The 16,070-nt window shown below is 60.4% G+C and carries 15 protein-coding genes; all 15 read right to left on the reverse strand.

The genetic code is table 11. The features are described 5' to 3' along the window. Positions 1-127: 127 nt before the first annotated feature. The 15 genes from ACCC96_RS27435 to waaF all read right to left on the reverse strand — a co-directional run bounded on the left by ACCC96_RS27435 (position 128) and on the right by waaF (position 15,943). Entirely contained in the window at positions 128-1,012 is an 885-nt protein-coding gene (locus ACCC96_RS27435) for a glycosyltransferase (RefSeq protein ID WP_413697449.1), read from the reverse strand. Further along, positions 1,009-2,163 (reverse strand): glycosyltransferase family 4 protein, encoded by a 1,155-nt coding sequence (locus ACCC96_RS27440; protein WP_258672152.1) that lies wholly within the window; start codon positions 2,161-2,163, stop codon positions 1,009-1,011. Before ACCC96_RS27440 ends, ACCC96_RS27435 begins: the two co-directional genes overlap by 4 nt. Next, entirely contained in the window at positions 2,160-3,044 is an 885-nt protein-coding gene (locus tag ACCC96_RS27445) for a DUF6625 family protein (RefSeq protein ID WP_019650729.1), read from the reverse strand. The genes ACCC96_RS27440 and ACCC96_RS27445 overlap by 4 nt, the downstream gene beginning before the upstream one ends. A gap of 52 nt (positions 3,045-3,096) precedes the next feature. Next, entirely contained in the window at positions 3,097-4,530 is a 1,434-nt protein-coding gene (locus tag ACCC96_RS27450; RefSeq protein WP_413697450.1) for a PIG-L deacetylase family protein, read from the reverse strand. 8 nt (positions 4,531-4,538) lie between these two features. Beyond that, entirely contained in the window at positions 4,539-5,435 is an 897-nt protein-coding gene (locus tag ACCC96_RS27455; RefSeq protein ID WP_019650731.1) for an antimicrobial resistance protein Mig-14, read from the reverse strand. Beyond that, positions 5,435-6,565 carry a glycosyltransferase gene (locus ACCC96_RS27460; RefSeq protein WP_413697451.1) on the reverse strand — a complete coding sequence of 377 codons (1,131 nt, stop codon included), beginning with the start codon at positions 6,563-6,565 and terminating at the stop codon, positions 5,435-5,437. Before ACCC96_RS27460 ends, ACCC96_RS27455 begins: the two co-directional genes overlap by 1 nt. Next, positions 6,549-8,306 carry a carbamoyltransferase gene (locus ACCC96_RS27465; protein ID WP_018928552.1) on the reverse strand — a complete coding sequence of 586 codons (1,758 nt, stop codon included), beginning with the start codon at positions 8,304-8,306 and terminating at the stop codon, positions 6,549-6,551. Before ACCC96_RS27465 ends, ACCC96_RS27460 begins: the two co-directional genes overlap by 17 nt. 174 nt (positions 8,307-8,480) lie before the next feature. Beyond that, entirely contained in the window at positions 8,481-8,816 is a 336-nt protein-coding gene (locus ACCC96_RS27470) for a YceK/YidQ family lipoprotein (RefSeq protein WP_413697455.1), read from the reverse strand. A 168-nt stretch (positions 8,817-8,984) separates the two neighbouring features. Then, complete coding sequence (locus ACCC96_RS27475; protein WP_413697452.1) at positions 8,985-10,436, reverse strand: lipopolysaccharide kinase InaA family protein; 1,452 nt, start codon at positions 10,434-10,436, stop codon at positions 8,985-8,987. After that, positions 10,436-11,188: a lipopolysaccharide kinase InaA family protein gene (locus ACCC96_RS27480; RefSeq protein ID WP_019650736.1), complete on the reverse strand. Its 753-nt coding sequence runs from the start codon at positions 11,186-11,188 to the stop codon at positions 10,436-10,438. Before ACCC96_RS27480 ends, ACCC96_RS27475 begins: the two co-directional genes overlap by 1 nt. After that, a complete protein-coding gene (locus ACCC96_RS27485) occupies positions 11,185-11,919 on the reverse strand; it encodes a lipopolysaccharide kinase InaA family protein (protein WP_018928556.1) in 735 nt (244 codons plus the stop codon). Before ACCC96_RS27485 ends, ACCC96_RS27480 begins: the two co-directional genes overlap by 4 nt. Next, on the reverse strand, positions 11,919-12,725 hold the full coding sequence (rfaP, locus tag ACCC96_RS27490) for a lipopolysaccharide core heptose(I) kinase RfaP (RefSeq protein ID WP_019650737.1): 807 nt from the start codon (positions 12,723-12,725) through the stop codon (positions 11,919-11,921). Before rfaP ends, ACCC96_RS27485 begins: the two co-directional genes overlap by 1 nt. Continuing rightward, entirely contained in the window at positions 12,725-13,846 is a 1,122-nt protein-coding gene (locus ACCC96_RS27495) for a glycosyltransferase family 4 protein (RefSeq protein WP_413697453.1), read from the reverse strand. The genes rfaP and ACCC96_RS27495 overlap by 1 nt, the downstream gene beginning before the upstream one ends. After that, complete coding sequence (waaC, locus tag ACCC96_RS27500) at positions 13,846-14,907, reverse strand: lipopolysaccharide heptosyltransferase I (protein WP_413697454.1); 1,062 nt, start codon at positions 14,905-14,907, stop codon at positions 13,846-13,848. Before waaC ends, ACCC96_RS27495 begins: the two co-directional genes overlap by 1 nt. Before the next feature lies 1 nt (position 14,908). Further along, the gene (waaF, locus tag ACCC96_RS27505) at positions 14,909-15,943 is read right to left on the reverse strand and encodes a lipopolysaccharide heptosyltransferase II (RefSeq protein ID WP_019650739.1); all 1,035 of its coding nucleotides are present in this window, start codon (positions 15,941-15,943) and stop codon (positions 14,909-14,911) included. Positions 15,944-16,070: the final 127 nt, after the last annotated feature.

The raw sequence follows: 16,070 nt of genomic DNA on the forward strand, positions 1-16,070 counted from the left end.
GCAAGAAAGCCCTCGAAACGTGCGGCAAGCTGTAACTGCCACGACCGAAGGTGTACTCCGGGTATCGCAGCTTGAAACGCGCCCGCTTCGCGCGTTTTTCTCAATAGCGTTGTATCCAGCCCATGTCTCAGTCTTTTTCCAAGGGTGAGAAAAACAACCGCCCCAGCCCTCGCCAGGTCTTCTTGTTCCAGGCCTTGAACGGTATCTGCGCCAGCAGCTCCCGCGCCAGCTTGCGGTCACGATTGGAGGTTTTCAGGAACATTGAGCTGAGGAACTTGTAGCGTACCTCGTCATATAGCGGATGATCGCTGAACAGCGCGTAGGAGCGCAGGATGTTGTCGATCATGAAGCGGTTATTCTTGTAGGAGTTGGTGGCGTGCTTGCGATAGCGTGCCATCAGCACATTCAGGCCATCAATGAAGTAACCGGCGCGGGTCACCTTCAACTCGATCAGCAAGTCCTCCAGCCGAATGTTCGGATCGAAACCGCCTACCTTGTCCAGAGCTTCGCGGCGGATCATCAGGGTCGGTGCCGGCGGATAGGGCTTGCGCTCCAGGAACATGTCATCGAAATCCAGACGACGGAACGGCACATCTCGACGCTGACGTTTCTCCGGATAGAGATTGCCGTCGGCGTCGATCAGTTCGATGTTGCCGGCGCAGATCCCGACCTCAGGCTTGCCATCCATATACGCCACCTGGGTGGCGATGCGCTCCGGCAACATGATGTCATCAGACCCGAACGGCGCGATCAAACTGCCCTTCGAGCGCGCAATGGCACCGTTGAGGGTGTTGGTCAGCCCCTGGTTCTGCTGGACCCGGAAATCGAAGCCGTGCTGCGCCTGCAAGGCATTGATCCGCTCGACGCTGTCATCGCTGGAGCCATCATCGATGACCAGCAACTCGATATTTTTGTAGGTCTGGTTGAGGACGCTGAGAATGCTTTCCTCAATATAGCGAGCGTGGTTGTACGACGCGATGATGACCGTGACGAGAGGTTGCACGTCGCTCATGGTTGTTCCCTGCGGGCTTGGCTCAAGCCGGAGTCGATCAGGTTCAGGTACTCCTGGCGGAATACCTCGATGTCGTGTTGCTCCTGGAGATAGCGGTAGGCCTGCTCACCCTTGGCCTTGAGCTCGTCATCCGACAGCCCCAGGTAGTTATCCAGCGCAGCGACCAGCGTCGGTACGTCTGCCGGGGTAATTGCCAGACCGCCCGCGCCCTGAATCAGCGGCAACATGGCCGGCACGTTCGAGGCGATCACCGGCAGGTGCCCGCTCATGCCCTCGAGCAATGCCAGCCCCAGGCCTTCAGCCAAGGACGGCATGGTCCAGATGTCGAACGCCCGAACATACTGCAAGGCGTTTTCCTTGAAACCCAGCAAGTGGGCGCGACCGGTCAGCCCAAGGCGCTCGATCTCGGCGGCCAGGCGCGACTCTTCACGCCCCGCACCAATGATTGCCAGTTGGGTGTTCGGGTATTTGTCCTTGAGGGTGGCAAAGGCCTGCAGCAGATAGGTGTGGCCCTTGACCGGCACCAGTCGGCCCAATGCGCCGATCAAGCGCACCGAGGGATCGATGCCCAACAACTCGCGGGCACGCTCGCGGCGGTGCTGCAAACCTTCAGCCTGCTCGATGTCGATGGCGTTGGTGATTGCGTAGGTATTCTGGTCGGTAAAGCCGCAGTCGCAATCGAGCAGGTACTGTTTGACCGCTGGCGACACACCGACAAAGCGCCAATGGCGATCGATCAGGCGCTGGGTCTGGCGGCGCCGGTAAAACCGGTCGTACTCGCCAAAACCGTGGGAAATGCCGATGCACAGCGGTACTTTCAACCAACGGTTGAGCGCCAGCATCATGTTCACCGGTTTGAAGCGATTGCAAATCACCACGTCGAATTTTTCTGTGCGGCAGAACTTGTACAGCTGCCACATGGCGCGCAGGCGCATGCCCTTGAGGGACTTGTCGGAAAACTCGAAATATACCGAACGATCGGCGCGACTCACTGCCTCGCCAGGCCCTGGCTTGCCGCGCAGGAACGCCGCGGTCACTTCATAGCGATCACTCGGCAGGGCCTTGACGATCTGCTCCGCGAGGTCGGCAAAATCATGGGCTTTGACGTTGTAGTCAGGCTGCAACTGCAGAACCTTTGACCGTTGACTCATAACTCTCCCCGGTGAAAACCAGTCGCATCGATGACCCAGGCCGGCTCGGCGGCAAGGCGCCTGATCTCGGCTGGATCGGGTGGGGACAACCGTGACCACTCGTTGCGTTTCCAGCAGACAAAGTGGAAATACGGAAACCGACGATCGCCATCACGATCGTTACTCAAACAACCATCGCGCCAATACCAGCGATGCGGAAAATCATCCGTGCCGTCGTGCCACTTGATGCAACCGCCCGGGGTACTGAACGCCTCGGTGAATTCGCTGCGGCGACGCCACGGATTGAGCTTGCCCACCAGGGAGAACAGTGGCTCGGGGAAATTCTTGCGCCAGAGGAAGATCCGACTGAATGCGCCTTCATCCAGCGCGTGATGCGCCTGATCGGTAAAGCGTGTTTGCCAGTCCTTGATCTGCATGAACAACTCACGTTTGCGGGCAGTGTTGCGCATCAAACAGAGATGGCCTGCCACCCGCCGCTCGTGGGTGGAGAACAGGTCATAACTGGCCAACCGATCAGCGGTGAAATAACGTCGCAGATCACCAAATACCAGATCAATATCGCCGAACGCCCAGAAATCATAGCCTTGCAGGCGGTCGACATGGATATGCCCCAGGGCCGGCTTGATGTCGCAGAGCTTGTAAGGCGCGTCCGGCACAAAGTCGATATTCAACCGCCGTGACACCAGCGCGCAGTACTCGCTGAAACTCATGGCTTCAACAGTCACGTTGGGCGGCAGGTTCTCGGGAGTGCCGCAATCACTGAACAGCAGCCAGTCGATATCGGCGTTGCGTCGGCAACTCTCGAGGAAAAACGGCATCCAGAACGGCCAATGACCGAAATACGGAATCAGGAACAGGATACGCGGGCATGGATTGATCACAGAAATACTCACTACTGCTTGGATACGCCGCCATGCTAGGGGCCGCGATACTTCATTTCTGCCTCACAGATGTTTCACCATGCTTCAGAACCCAGAACAACTCGTGCCGCCTGACCGCCTTGCGAAAGAACTCGTTCTCTCCATAGACGGGTGGCACTCTACTGGCCAGCAGCCACTGTATCAACCGCCGCAAACGTCGCTTGAACGGCATGAGCGGTTGCAGGTCGTGCATCATGCCCAACGCCATCGCTTTATCACGCTGACGCGCCAAAGGCATCGTCAGGCAACAGGGCTGCATCGCCGTTGCCAAATCGAACGTCGGCGGCAGGGCGATGCCATGACCCGCATCACCCATCGGCCAACGATCATTGTCATGCAGATGGTTGGCATAGCCAAGCACGGTGGTCGGCTGCCACTCCAGCCCGCTCAACGCTTCGAGAACCGCTGCCTGGGCACAGATGTGATCCGGGTGCGGGTCGAGGGTCGGGTGCGGCAATACGATCACTTGCGGACGCGCCCTCAGCAACAGTTCACGCAGATCGGCCAGCAAATTGTTCCAGGTCGGCGCGCCGTCGACATCGCCCGGCAGGGCAAATGGATTCAACTGACGAAACAACCGGGTGTCACTCAAATCCGCTTCGCGCGAACCCACCGGCGTGGCCGGCGCCGCCTGCATCGCCGCCAGTTGCAGGCAAAAATACCCCAACTGCACGCAATGGGCTTCAGGCACCCCGGCCCAGCGCGGTACAGCGATGCTATCCCAGGCCCGCAAACGGCCTTTGAGGCGAGCCGCCTCGATTGTGCTCAGACCCATCTGTCGATAATGTTCGGCTTCGATTTCACCGGCGGTCAGGGTGACGATCCAAGCTTCGTCAGCCTGGCTGTACAGACCGTAGGCGGCCAACTCTGCGTCGTCGGCATGGGGAGCAATCACCATCACTCGCTGACGGCGGTAGTCCGGTTGCTCGAACGCCCAGAGCACGGGCTCGCCGAGCAATCGGCAGAAACGCCCACGCAGACGCAACTCACCTTGCGACAACACGCTTGCCTGACCACTGAGATTGAGATAACGCAGCCCGTTTACACCGCGCTCGAAAGTTTGCCGGTCGGGATTATCGCCCCCCAGCAACTCGACCACCGGATCGATAAAGCGCCCCAGCCAAGTACTTTTCACCCTCAGCGCCAGTATCAGCGTGGCGTCATCGACCAGCATGACGCCCTCATCCAGCCGTAGCCGTTCACCGTCCAGATGAATCTTGGGTTGCGGGGTATACGGCGGGAAGCTGTATTGGTAATCGTCCTGGGGGGAATAAAACAGATGGTCCGCAAACCACGCCTCATGGGCGATCCAGCCCAGCACCGCAAGCACCAGCGGCAGCCACCAGGCCACCAGCACACCGATCGCGATCAGCAACATCAACGCAATCAACAGGCCGATGCGTTTGTTGCGCCGATGGCGCTTGAGCAGTTGCTGTTTGCGGCTCATGGGTTGGCTCATACCGTGAAGACCGGCACAGAATTGCACCAACGGTCCTTGTACTCACGGTCGGTTCGACCAAAGGAAAACCGCAGGGGCTTATCCAACGCACGAGCATGTTCCCAGGCGCTTTGGGTGTTGAGGAAGCTCAGCACGCTGCCGGGGCTGAATTCACGGGTCTCGGGATCGACACCACCGTTGACGTATTCGACGCTGATCCATTCCGGCGCCTCGACGCGGTACACCAGTTGAGTCGCTATCGGTGCGTCGTTGAGGAAAATCACCGAGCCGATCAGCAACTCGCGCAACAACTCGATCACCTCGCCCATGCGCTCGGCACCGGTGGCCGGAAAGCCCCAGCGACGCTGGAACAGGTCGCAATAGATCGCAGCCAGTTCACTGCTGGAAAACTCGGTAACCGGCCGCACCACGCCGCCCGCCTCTTCCAGCAGACGCAACTCGCGGCGCTGGTTGTAGCGAAACTTTTTCGACAATTCTTCAGGCGTGCGGGCCAGCGCCAGTTGTTCTGTCTGCAGCTTGATACCGGTAAAACGACCTTCGCTCAGCGCCGACAGGTAACGCCCCCGATGGCGCAGCGGTGCCTGGGCATCGGCGGCGGCCGGGAGGATCAGTTCGGCATTGCCGAGGTCGAACAGGCCCTTTTTACCTGTGCGCTTGAGCACGTCCTTGGACAGCGCCAGGTCGCGCCCCCAGGTTGGGATGGCGGCTTTCACTTCGCCGTCCTGCTCCCAAGCCAGGTAGCGCACCGGAATGTCGGCCAACTGTGCCAGACGTTCGACTACCAGGGGATGGGTCGCGACGCTGCCGCCAAAACGTTGCCAGGTTTGTGCATAAGTCGAGGCGTCGACCTGCGCCCAGCCACGCTCACGCCAGCCTTGAAGTCGGTTGAGCATTAGCCCCTCGGTGCCAGTTCGGTGACGTGCGGCAAATGCCAGAAAGCATCGCGCACCGCGCGATCGGAGAAGCGCTCACGCAAGCGGTCGAACATTAGCTCGGCGCACTGGCGGCGTTGCTGCTCATCCATCGCGGCCAGATGTTGCAGCCCCTGAGCCAGGTGTCCGGCATCCCCCAGCGGAAACAGAATGCCCACGCCTTCGACCACTTCCCGGGCACCGCCGCTCGCGGTGGCGAGCAGCGGCACACCGGCGGCCATGGCCTCCAGCAATACCATGCCGAACGGTTCGTGATCGGAACTCAAGGCAAACACATCGAAAGCGCGGAAGTAGCGACGCGCCTCGGGCACCTGGCCGAGGAACAGCACGCGATCGCCGATACCCAGTTCACGCGCCAGGTCCTTGAGGTTCTGCTCCAGCCGACCGCTGCCCAGAATCACCAACTGACTGTTTGCCGGCAACCCCGGCAATGCCGTGGCAAAACCATGCAGCAGCGTATTCTGATCCTTGTCCGGATGCAGGCGCCCAACGTTGCCGACAATCCAGGCATCCATCGACAGACCGAGGGTTTCCCGGGCCTCGCGAACCGATACCTGACTGGCCTGCAACGCCTGCACATCAATCCGGTTATAGAGCGTCTGAATCCGCGCCTGCGGCCATTTCGGCAAGCAACGGCGCATGTCGTCACGCACCGCATCGGAAACCCCGAGCAGGCTCAGGCGCTTGCGGAAAATATGCGCGAACAGTTTGCGTGTGCTGCGCTGGTAATCGCCAAACGCGTGATGCACGCCAATGACCGGCAACGAAGTGCCGAGCAAGGCGATGTAGATCGGTTTGAAACGGTGAGCAATACAGAAACTGAAATTGCGCGAGGCGGCGATCTTGCGCAGATCGCCGATGGCGCCCAGCTTCAGGCCACGAATGGCCTTGGAGCTGTATTCCATGAACAGCACTTCGTCGGACGCGCAGCTCGCGGCGACTTGGCTATCTGCAGCCCCGGTCAGAAACACCGTGGTCACGCGATAACCGGTCCCCGCGAACAGGCTGGCGTACTGCCGGGCGCAGTCCAGAAACGGCCCGTCATAGCCGTGACAGAACTGCAGCACATGGCGTTCAGCCGAGCGAGTCATAAGCGTCCGCGCCTTCTTTGACCACCAGAATGTCTTCCATGATCAGGTACTGCAGGTCGGAACCAAAGAACATATTCAAGGCATCGGTCGGCGAGCAGATCATCGGCTCGCCACGACGGTTGAGCGAAGTGTTCAGCGACACACCGTTGCCGGTCAGCACTTCCAGCGCCTTCATCATGTCGTAGTAGCGCGGGTTGTATTCGCGCTTGAGCACCTGGGCCCGGGATGTGCCGTCTTCGTGGACGACTTCCGGTACGCGGGTTTTCCACTCTTCAGCCACTTCGAAGGTGAAGGTCATGAACGGTGCCGGGTGATCGATCTTGATCATTTGCGGCGCAACGGTGTCGAGCATCGACGGGCAGAAAGGCCTCCAGCGCTCGCGGAACTTGATCTGATGGTTGATACGGTCCGCCACACCGGCCACGCTCGGGCAGCCAATGATCGAACGGCCGCCCAAGGCACGCGGACCGAACTCCATGCGGCCCTGGAACCAGGCCACCGGGTTGCCATCGACCATGATTTTGGCGATCTGCTCCGGCATATTGTCGAGCTTGCGCCACTTTGGCTTGTCGGCGTGACGGGCGCAGGCCGCGATCACGTCTTCGTTGCTGTAGGACGGGCCGAGGTAGACGTGCTCCATCTTCTCGACCGGTACACCACGAGCATGAGACACGTAAGCCGCCGCACCCACCGCGGTACCGGCATCGCCGGACGCAGGCTGGACGAACAATTCTTTGATGTCGTCGCGGGCGATGATTTTCTGGTTCAGCTTGACGTTCAACGCACAACCACCGGCGAAGGCCAGCTTGCCGGTTTCCTTGAGCACATCGCCCAGGTAATGGTCGATCATCTGCAACGCCAGTTTCTCGAACAGCGCTTGCATGCTGGCGGCGTAGTGGATGTACGGCTCGTCGGCGATATCGCCTTCGCGCTTCGGCCCCAGCCACTCGATCAGCTTCGGCGAGAAGTAGAAACCCTTGCCCTTCTCTTTATAACGACGCAGGCCGATGACGTTGGCGTAGTCGGTATTGATCACCAGTTCGCCGTTCTCGAACGAGGCCAGACGGGAAAAATCGTATTTGCTGGCGTCGCCGTACGGCGCCATGCCCATGACCTTGAACTCACCGTCGAGCATTTCGAAGCCGAGGAACTCGGTGATCGCGCCGTACAGGCCGCCGAGGGAGTCCGGATCGAAAAATTCCTTGATCTTGTGGATCTTGCCGTTTTCGCCATAACCGAAGAAAGTCGTGGCGTATTCGCCCTTGCCGTCGATCCCCAGGATCGCGGTTTTCTCTTTGAAACCGGAGCAGTGGTAGGCGCTGGAGGCGTGGGCCAAGTGGTGCTCGACCGGCTCGATCTTGATCTTTTTCGGATCGAAACCCAATTGCTCGAGGCACCAGACAATCTTGTTGCGATAGCGCTTGTAGCGACGGTTACCCATCAGGATCGCATCGAGGGCGCGGTCCGGGGCGTACCAGTAGCGCTTGGCGTAGTGCCAGCGAGCCTTGCCGAACAGGCTAATCGGTGCGAATGGAATCGCCACCACGTCAACGTCGGATGGCTTGATGCCAGCCTGCTCGAGGCAGAATTTCGCCGATTCGTAAGGCATGCGGTTCTTTGCATGTTTATCACGCACGAAACGCTCTTCTTCAGCCGCCGCGACCAGCTTGCCGTCGATGTACAAGGCTGCGGAAGGATCATGGCTAAGGGCGCCGGACAGGCCAAGAATCGTCAATGCCACAGGGGTCTAGCCTCTTTAGTCTGCATGCAGGCGCAACGCGCCTCAAAAATTAATGTGCCCTCGCAAGGGGCGAGAGACAGCTAAAGGGCGGGATTATAGCGTAAACGTGGCGGGAATGACCCTGCCCTTATCGGTGCCGTGAAGATGACGTCGAGCCCAAGCGTTCGCCTTTGCTCATCCGCGACCCGGCCGCCAGTAAATCCTGACATTTCCGGCGGCAGCCTGCCGGTAAATCGTATAGGGCAAAAAAAACGTGTCGAATACACCCGAAAGGGTCAAATCCAGCAATACGAACGGCACCAGAATACCCGTGGGATCGGGCGGCGCGTGCAAGAGGCAAAAGTCGTGCGCCATACCGCTGTAGATGCGAGGAATGGACTGACAGTAGGTCTTTTGCTTTCTGAGGCCTCGGGCGGCCTCTTCGTCATCCTGCAGCACCGTGACAGCGGTCCCGCAGCCAGACAGCGTCAGTGAAAAAGAGCTCAACATCACAGCCATTTTTATCGTCAAAATCTGCCCTCCGAGAACGTCAGGCAAACTAGCATCGTGGCTATTCAGGGCACAGTTCATGGGCTCTGCAGATCATGTAGGACAATTCACAAGAACTTGTCCGCCAGATCTCGGGAGACTGATCTGGCGCCATCGCGGGCAAGCCCGCGATGGGGTCGAAGACCCGCTTCAAGTAGCGCTAGAAATATCTTTGGGCAGACGCTGATCAATCACTTGGTACAGCGCACTGCTCTCGGGCCAGTTGCGCATGAACCGCGCCCGATCCCGCGCATATGCGGGGGCAAAGCTGCTGAGCGAACCATGCTGACACATCGAATCCAGGTCGATCAGCGCCCAGCGATCCTGTTGCCAGAACAGGTTATGGCCTTTGAAATCGCCATGGCTGATCCGCTCGCCAATCAGTTCGGCGAACAGGTAATCCAGAGCCTGCAGCTCAGCCTCTGGCGCATCCCCGCTCTCAACGTACGGTGCAAAGCGCTCGATGATGTCCGGCCCCGGCAAATACTCGGTCACCAGGTACGCCCGGCTGCGCAGCCAGAGAAAACGCTTCTCCAGCAACGCCAATGGTTTTGGCGTGGCAATACCGAGGAACGCCAGGCGATTGCCTTCGCGCCATGAATGCCAGGCGCGGCTCGGGCGCCAGAAACGCTTGAGCCAGTGGGTAAAGCCTTTGATGTTGTAACGCTTGACCACCAATGTGCGCCCGGCCACCTCGACCTTGCCGACGCTCGCCGCGCCGCCGGTCTTGTACAGATGCCCCTGATCGAGCAAGGCATCGGCCTGTGCCAGCACCGGCAGCATCGCAGCCTCTTCCTCACGGCAAATCGCCCGCAAGCCGAACGCACCACGCTGGACGCTGAACAGCGTGCATTCGCGGCCGACCTTGATCAGAAAGTCCTTCAAACGCCAGCGACGGACCTTGTCGATCTGTTTTTGCAACGCCTCCATCGGCAACGCGTGTTCGCCGTTACTCAGCAGGTAATACACCAGCAACTCTTCGGTGAAGGGTTCCAACGCTTTGGGCAACTGGGCGAAAAACACCCCGAGGTTTTCCAGGACTTTCTGTTGCGACAGCGGCTTGCCCGCCGTTTCGACGCAGATCCCGGCGCCATCGATCAAATACAACTGACCGCCATGGCGCAGCAGGTTGTCCAGGTGCAGGTCCTCCTGCCACAGGCCTTTGCTGTGCAGTTGGCCGATGGCACCCAACGCCTCAGCCAGCACCGCGGATTGTTCATCCGCCAATGCGGGCAAGTGTTCGACCTGCTTCCAGGCATCCCCCAGGCTCTCGGCACCCTCAAGGAAATCGAACAACAGCCAACCGCCCTCGCCGTCCTTGAGGCCATCGGCCAATAACAACGGCGTGGTCAGCCCCTGAGCGGCCAGCAAACGCACGCCGTCCAGTTCACGTTGAAAATGCCGCGCCGCTTTGCCACCGACCAGTAACTTGGCCAGCACCGGCCGGCCGCGCCAGACGCCAGCCCCCACATAACGCTGCCCCGGCAACACCCGCAGCAGACTCAGCAGCTGCAAATCGGCAGGCCCCGCGGCATCGGCCAGTGGAATGCTCAGCGGCAGGCTCGGGCTGCGGCCGGCGTTTTTCAGTTCGGACAAACGCATCAACGCGTCTCCTTGTTACTGCGCCGCGCACTCAGGCGCGATACCCAACGGTCCACCCGCGAACTGTTCAGCGGCTGATCCAGATAAACCGCCAACAATTCGCGCAGCTGGCTGTCGCTCCATTCCGGCGCCCGGCGCAGCAACGGCTCCAGATCCTTGATCCGATCACGCCGGCCGAAAAACAGCGGCCGGGTCTTTTCCAGGTCGATCAATTGCGCCTGATAGCCGTCGCCGGTGGCCTGAAGAAAAATGTGCTTGGGGTAGAAGCAACCGTGGACCTGGCGCCTGCCGTGCAGGCGTCGCGCCAGTTGCCCACAGGCCTTGAGAATGGCCGAGTGCTGTATCTCGCTCAGCTCCGACCAGCGCTGCAACAGCGAATCCAGATCATCCCAACCGTCCAGCGCGTGAGTCAGCAGAATCGCCCGAACTTCGCCGTCGACCTTGCGCTCACCAAAAAACGCCGCCTGCAGCGCCGGAATCCCCAGTGTCCGATAACGACTGATGTTACGAAATTCACGGGCAAAGCTCGGCTCGCCAAAGGGCGAATGCCGGGAGCGCGTCAGGTAGTTGCTCTGGCGCTTGAGGTAGTAGCCATGACCGTCCAGATCCAGCCGAAACACACTGCTCCAGCCACCCCGGCCGGTGTTGGGCTCGTCCACCGCGTCGAGCTGTTTGACCCAAAGTGCGTCGAAGGTGCCGAGACCATGACGCTCGAACAGCGCACGGTCTTCAGCAGCCAGAAAATCAGTCATTCGCGTCCCTCAAAAAATCTCACCACGTGCCGAATGCGTTTCTTGTCCGCGGCATCGAGCCGGGCGCATTGGCGGTATTGCAGGTAAAAGCGCAGGCGCTGGGTGGCCGACAGGTGATACTTGGCGACCTTGTCGAGGCAGGCCAGGTCTTTGGTGATGCGGTATTTGAGCCAGAAGCCGCGCCAGAAATCGCCATTGGGGCAATCGATCAGGAACAGCCGGGCCTCATCGTCGACCAACAGGTTGCGCCACTTCAAATCATTATGAGTGAAACGGTTGTCGTGCATGGTCCGGGTGTAACCGGCCAATTGGCGACTGACGGTATCAACCCAGGCGCGGTCCGCCAGTTTCGGATCATGCCGATTAGCCAGGACCGACAAGTCTTCGGTATGCGGCAGTTCGCGAGTGATCATTGCCCCACGAGCGTACGTCACACCGTGCCGCTCCAACCCCCAGGCCACAACCTCTGCGGTAGGAATGCCCCACTTGGCGAAACGCTTGAGGTTCTGCCATTCGGCCTTGACCCGAGGCTTTCCCAGGTAGCGTCGCAGGCCTTTGCCGGCACTGACGTAGCGTTTTACGTAATAGTTGACGCCTTTGCGCTGGACGCGAATAACTTCAGACAGCGGATCATGGGTCAGTTGCTCGCCCTCGAGGGCAAACACCGCATCAAGACTGCCGAAATCTTCTGCCAGATCGCTGTAAGCCGGCTCCAGTGTCCAACCCGACATCAGAGCGCATCCCCGTAGCGCTGTTTACGCTCATAGAGCTTGTTGGCCTTGCCTTCGAGCCACGCCAGTAACCCGGCTTCTTCTACCAGAATCTGGCGCAGAGGCTGCTGAAAGTACCCCTTGAGGAAACGCAGCTTGTCACGACGGGTCAGGCCGATCTCCAGCGCCGAAAAATATAGCGCTGCCAGGTCCTTGTTGCGCCAGCGCCGGGTAATCGTCGGGCGGGCCTGGGCGCGGTGCAGGTCGATCACCGACAACTTGAGGTCATCGCAGGTCACCGGCTTATCGGTGTGCAGCAGGAAGTGGCAGATGTAGCAGTCGCGATGGTTAACCCCGGCGCGGTGCATCATGCCGGTCATGCGCGCGACTTCGGCGATCAGGGCGCGCTTGAGCTTTGGCTCCGGCGGGTGCTTGACCCAGTCGATGCTGAAATCTTCAAGGCTGACGGTGGGCGCCAATTCTTCAGTGACGATGAACGAATGCTGATCCGCCGGGTTGCTGCCCTTTTCGCCATAAGCGACGGCAGTCATGGTAGGCACGCCGACTTCTTGCAGGCGCTCAATGGCCTTCCACTCCTGGCCCGCGCCCAGCACCGGCAGCTTGGCGGTCAGCAGGTTCTTGAAAATCTCACTCCAGCCGATGCCCCGGTGGATCTTCACGAAGTACCCGTGGCCGTCCACTTCAGTTCGCAGTGTCCGGCGCGCTTCGAGCTCGCGGTACACCTCGCCCTTGAGGCCCTCGACTTCGGCGAACGGGTCGCGTCCGGCCCAGAGGCTCTTGAACGGTTCAGCCAGCATCAACTTCATTAAGCGTGCTCCGCCAGAATCACATCGGCCGCGTGCTGCGGCATGCTGTAGAGGTCGGCCGTCTCGGCGAAGGCCAGACCGTTGCGGCTCCAGGCCGCCCGTGCATCAGTGTCGTTCAACATGCCGGTCAGGTACTGAGTCAGTTGCGCCTGATCGAAGGGTTCGTCCAGCACCAGACCCGCGTCGGCCTCGGCGATGTAATGGGCATAACCGCACACTGCGCTCACCAGCACCGGCAAACCGGCTACCAGGGCTTCAAGCAATACCGTCCCGGTGTTTTCGTTGTACGCCGGGTGGATCAGCAGATCGGCACCGAGCAGGAAGCGCGGGATATCGCTGCGCCCCTTGAGGAATTGCACGTTGTCGCCGAGCCCCAATGTGGCGCTCTGCAATTGGAATACTTTGGGGTCGTCCTGGCCAATTACAAACAGCCGGGTGCGTTTTTTCAGCTCGGTTGGCAGCGCGACCAGTGCCTTGAGGCTACGGTCCACGCCTTTGGTCTTGAACCCGGAACCGATCTGTACCAGCAGCAGCTCATCGTCCTTCAGGTTGAATTCGGCGCGGAACCCGGCGCGAATTTCATCCGCGTTCACGGGGCGACGACGGTCCTGGGCAATGCCCGGTGGCAGCAAATGGAAGCGCGCCAGCGGTGTGTCGTAATGCTTGATGAACAGCGGCTGTTGGACTTCAGAAATCATCAGCACGTCGGTCTTGGCGTCCTTGGCGAACACCGCGCGCTCGTACTCGGCGAAGTGTCGGTAGCGCCCCCAACGACGGTACAGCGAGTTGCGCAGGTTTTGCGCCTTGTCTTCGAAGCAGCCGTCGGCGGCGTAGTAAACGTCCAGGCCCGGCATTTTGTTGAAACCGATCAGGCGGTCTACCGGACGCTTGGCCAGATCGGCCTCCATCCATTCGGTGAGTTTCTCGTTGCGCCGATGATTGAAGAACGCCTTGACCGGCGCCACCAACACTTCGAAGCCCGGAGGGATGTCGCCCTCCCAGATCAACGTGTAGACACGAATTTGATGGCCGCGCTGCTGGCATTCAAGGGCGATGCGCATGAAGTCACGCTGCAAGCCGCCAAAGGGAAAGTACTTGTACAGGACAAATGCCAATTGCATCAGCGCAGCTCCTCAGCCAGTAACAACGTGCTCAGTCGGCTCGCGACACGCTCGGGATTCAGACGCGTGAAGCACAGGGGCCACTCGCGCTTCAGGTCAAACCGACGGGCATCGTCGGCCGTCGGTTGATAGGTGCATTTCTTTTGCAGGCACGGTGCGCAAGGGAAGTCGCTGGCCATGTGAATCTGCGATTTGCCATAGGCGCCGGTCAGGCCCGGATTGGTCGGGCCGAACAGTGACAGGGTCGGCACGTCCAGCGCCGCGGCCAGGTGACCGAGACCGGTGTCCACCGCCACGCACGCTTGCGCGCCGGCCAGGACTTTGCCGACACCCGCCAGGTTCAGCTTGGGCAGCACTTCGACGTGTTTCATGTCTTTGGCGATGCGCTCGGCGCGGGCCTTTTCGACCGGGCTGCCCCACGGCAGCTTCACCGCCACGCCGAGATACCCCACCCGCTCGGCCAGCTCGCGCCAATAGGCTTCGGGCCAGTGCTTGGTGTCCCAGGTGGTGCCGTGGAGAAACACCACGTACGGATTCTTGCGCGGCAATTCCACCAGCCGCTCGACGTTCAGGCCGTAATCACCCAGGCCTTTGGGCAGGTCGTAACCCAGGGCCAACGCGAACAGCTGACGCACTCGTTCAACCGCGTGCTGCCCACGGGCCACGGCCAGACGTCGGGAATAGAAGCGCGCGGCGATCGGTTCGCGGGCCGAATTCTTGTCCAGCCCGGCCACCGGTGCTTTGGCATAGCGAGTCAGCAACGCACTTTTCAGCAGGCCCTGAGCATCGATCACCAAGTCGTATTTGGTCGCGCGAACGCTTTGCTTGAAGCGCTTCCACTCGCCACTCTTGATGGTCTGCCAGATGTTCTTGCGCCAGCGACGGATCGCCACCGGAATCACCTTGCCCACGGCCGGGTGCCAGGTCGGGATCTCGGCGAAACCTTCTTCCACCACCCAGTCGAACTTGATGCCGGGGATCGCCCGCGCCGCATCGGTCAACGCTGGCAACGCGTGAATCACGTCGCCCAGCGAAGAAGTCTTGATCAACAGTACCCGCAAACTATTTGACCTCGACCACAGTGCCCAGCAACCGCTGCAAGGCTTCGTTCACCGCTTTGGGCATGAGCTGGCGCAAGCAGTTGTAATGACCGAAACGGCAGGTGCGATCGAAGCACGGACTGCATTCGATACCCAGGCGCACGATCTCGACGTGCTCGGCCAGCGGCGGCGTGAAGCCCGGCGACGTCGAGCCGTACACCGCCACCAAGGGGCGGTTCAGCGCGGCGGCCACGTGCATCAGACCGGAGTCGTTAGAGACCACCGCGTCGGCGCAGGACAGCAGATCGATGGCCTCGGCCAGGGAAGTGCCGCCACTGAGGTTCACCGACTCTTCACGCAGCCCCGGAATCAACCGCCCACGAATGTCTTCACCCACCGCGTGATCGTTTTTCGAGCCGAACAGCCAGACTTGCCAGCCTTCACGAATCTTCGCCTCGGCGACCTTGGCATAGTGCTCGGACGGCCAGCGCTTGGACTCGCCGAACTCGGCGCCGGGGCACAGCGCCAACACCGGACGGTCAAGGGCCAGACCGAACTTGGCCAGTGCGCCGTCGCGGGTCACCGGGTCGATCTGCAGGCTCGGCCGTGGATAAGGTTTCGGCAGCTCGATGCCAGGCTCATAGGCCAGGGCCATGAAGCGCTCGATCATCAACGGATAACGCTCTTTGTCGAGCGTGCGCACATCATTGAGCAGGCCGTAGCGGAACTCGCCACGCCAGCCGGTGCGTTTCGGGATGCCGGCAAAAAACGGCACCAGGGCCGATTTCAGCGAATTGGGCAGCAGGATGGCCTGGTCGTACTGACCGGCCAGGGATTTACCGATGCGCCGACGCGTCGCCAGCTCCAGCACGCCGTGGCCGAGCGGGAAGCTCAAGGCCTGGCGTACTTCGGGCATGCGCTCGAGGATCGGCCGGCTCCACTCGGGGGCCAGCACGTCGATTTCGCACTGCGGGTGGCGTTGTTTGAGACACTGAAAAAGTGTCTGCGCCATCACCATGTCACCGACCCAACTGGGCCCAACGATCAGAATTTTCATGTGGTTTCCAAAAACGAACCGGGGGGGGCTAACCCCCCCCCCCCCCGGGAAACACCCCCCGCGGGGGTAGCCCCCCCGGGAATTTTTCGCCCCGGGTAACGGGCGGGAGAAGAAATTTTTTGAAAAA

Source organism: Pseudomonas sp. Pseusp11 (genome assembly GCF_047304405.1).
Taxonomy (GTDB): domain Bacteria; phylum Pseudomonadota; class Gammaproteobacteria; order Pseudomonadales; family Pseudomonadaceae; genus Aquipseudomonas.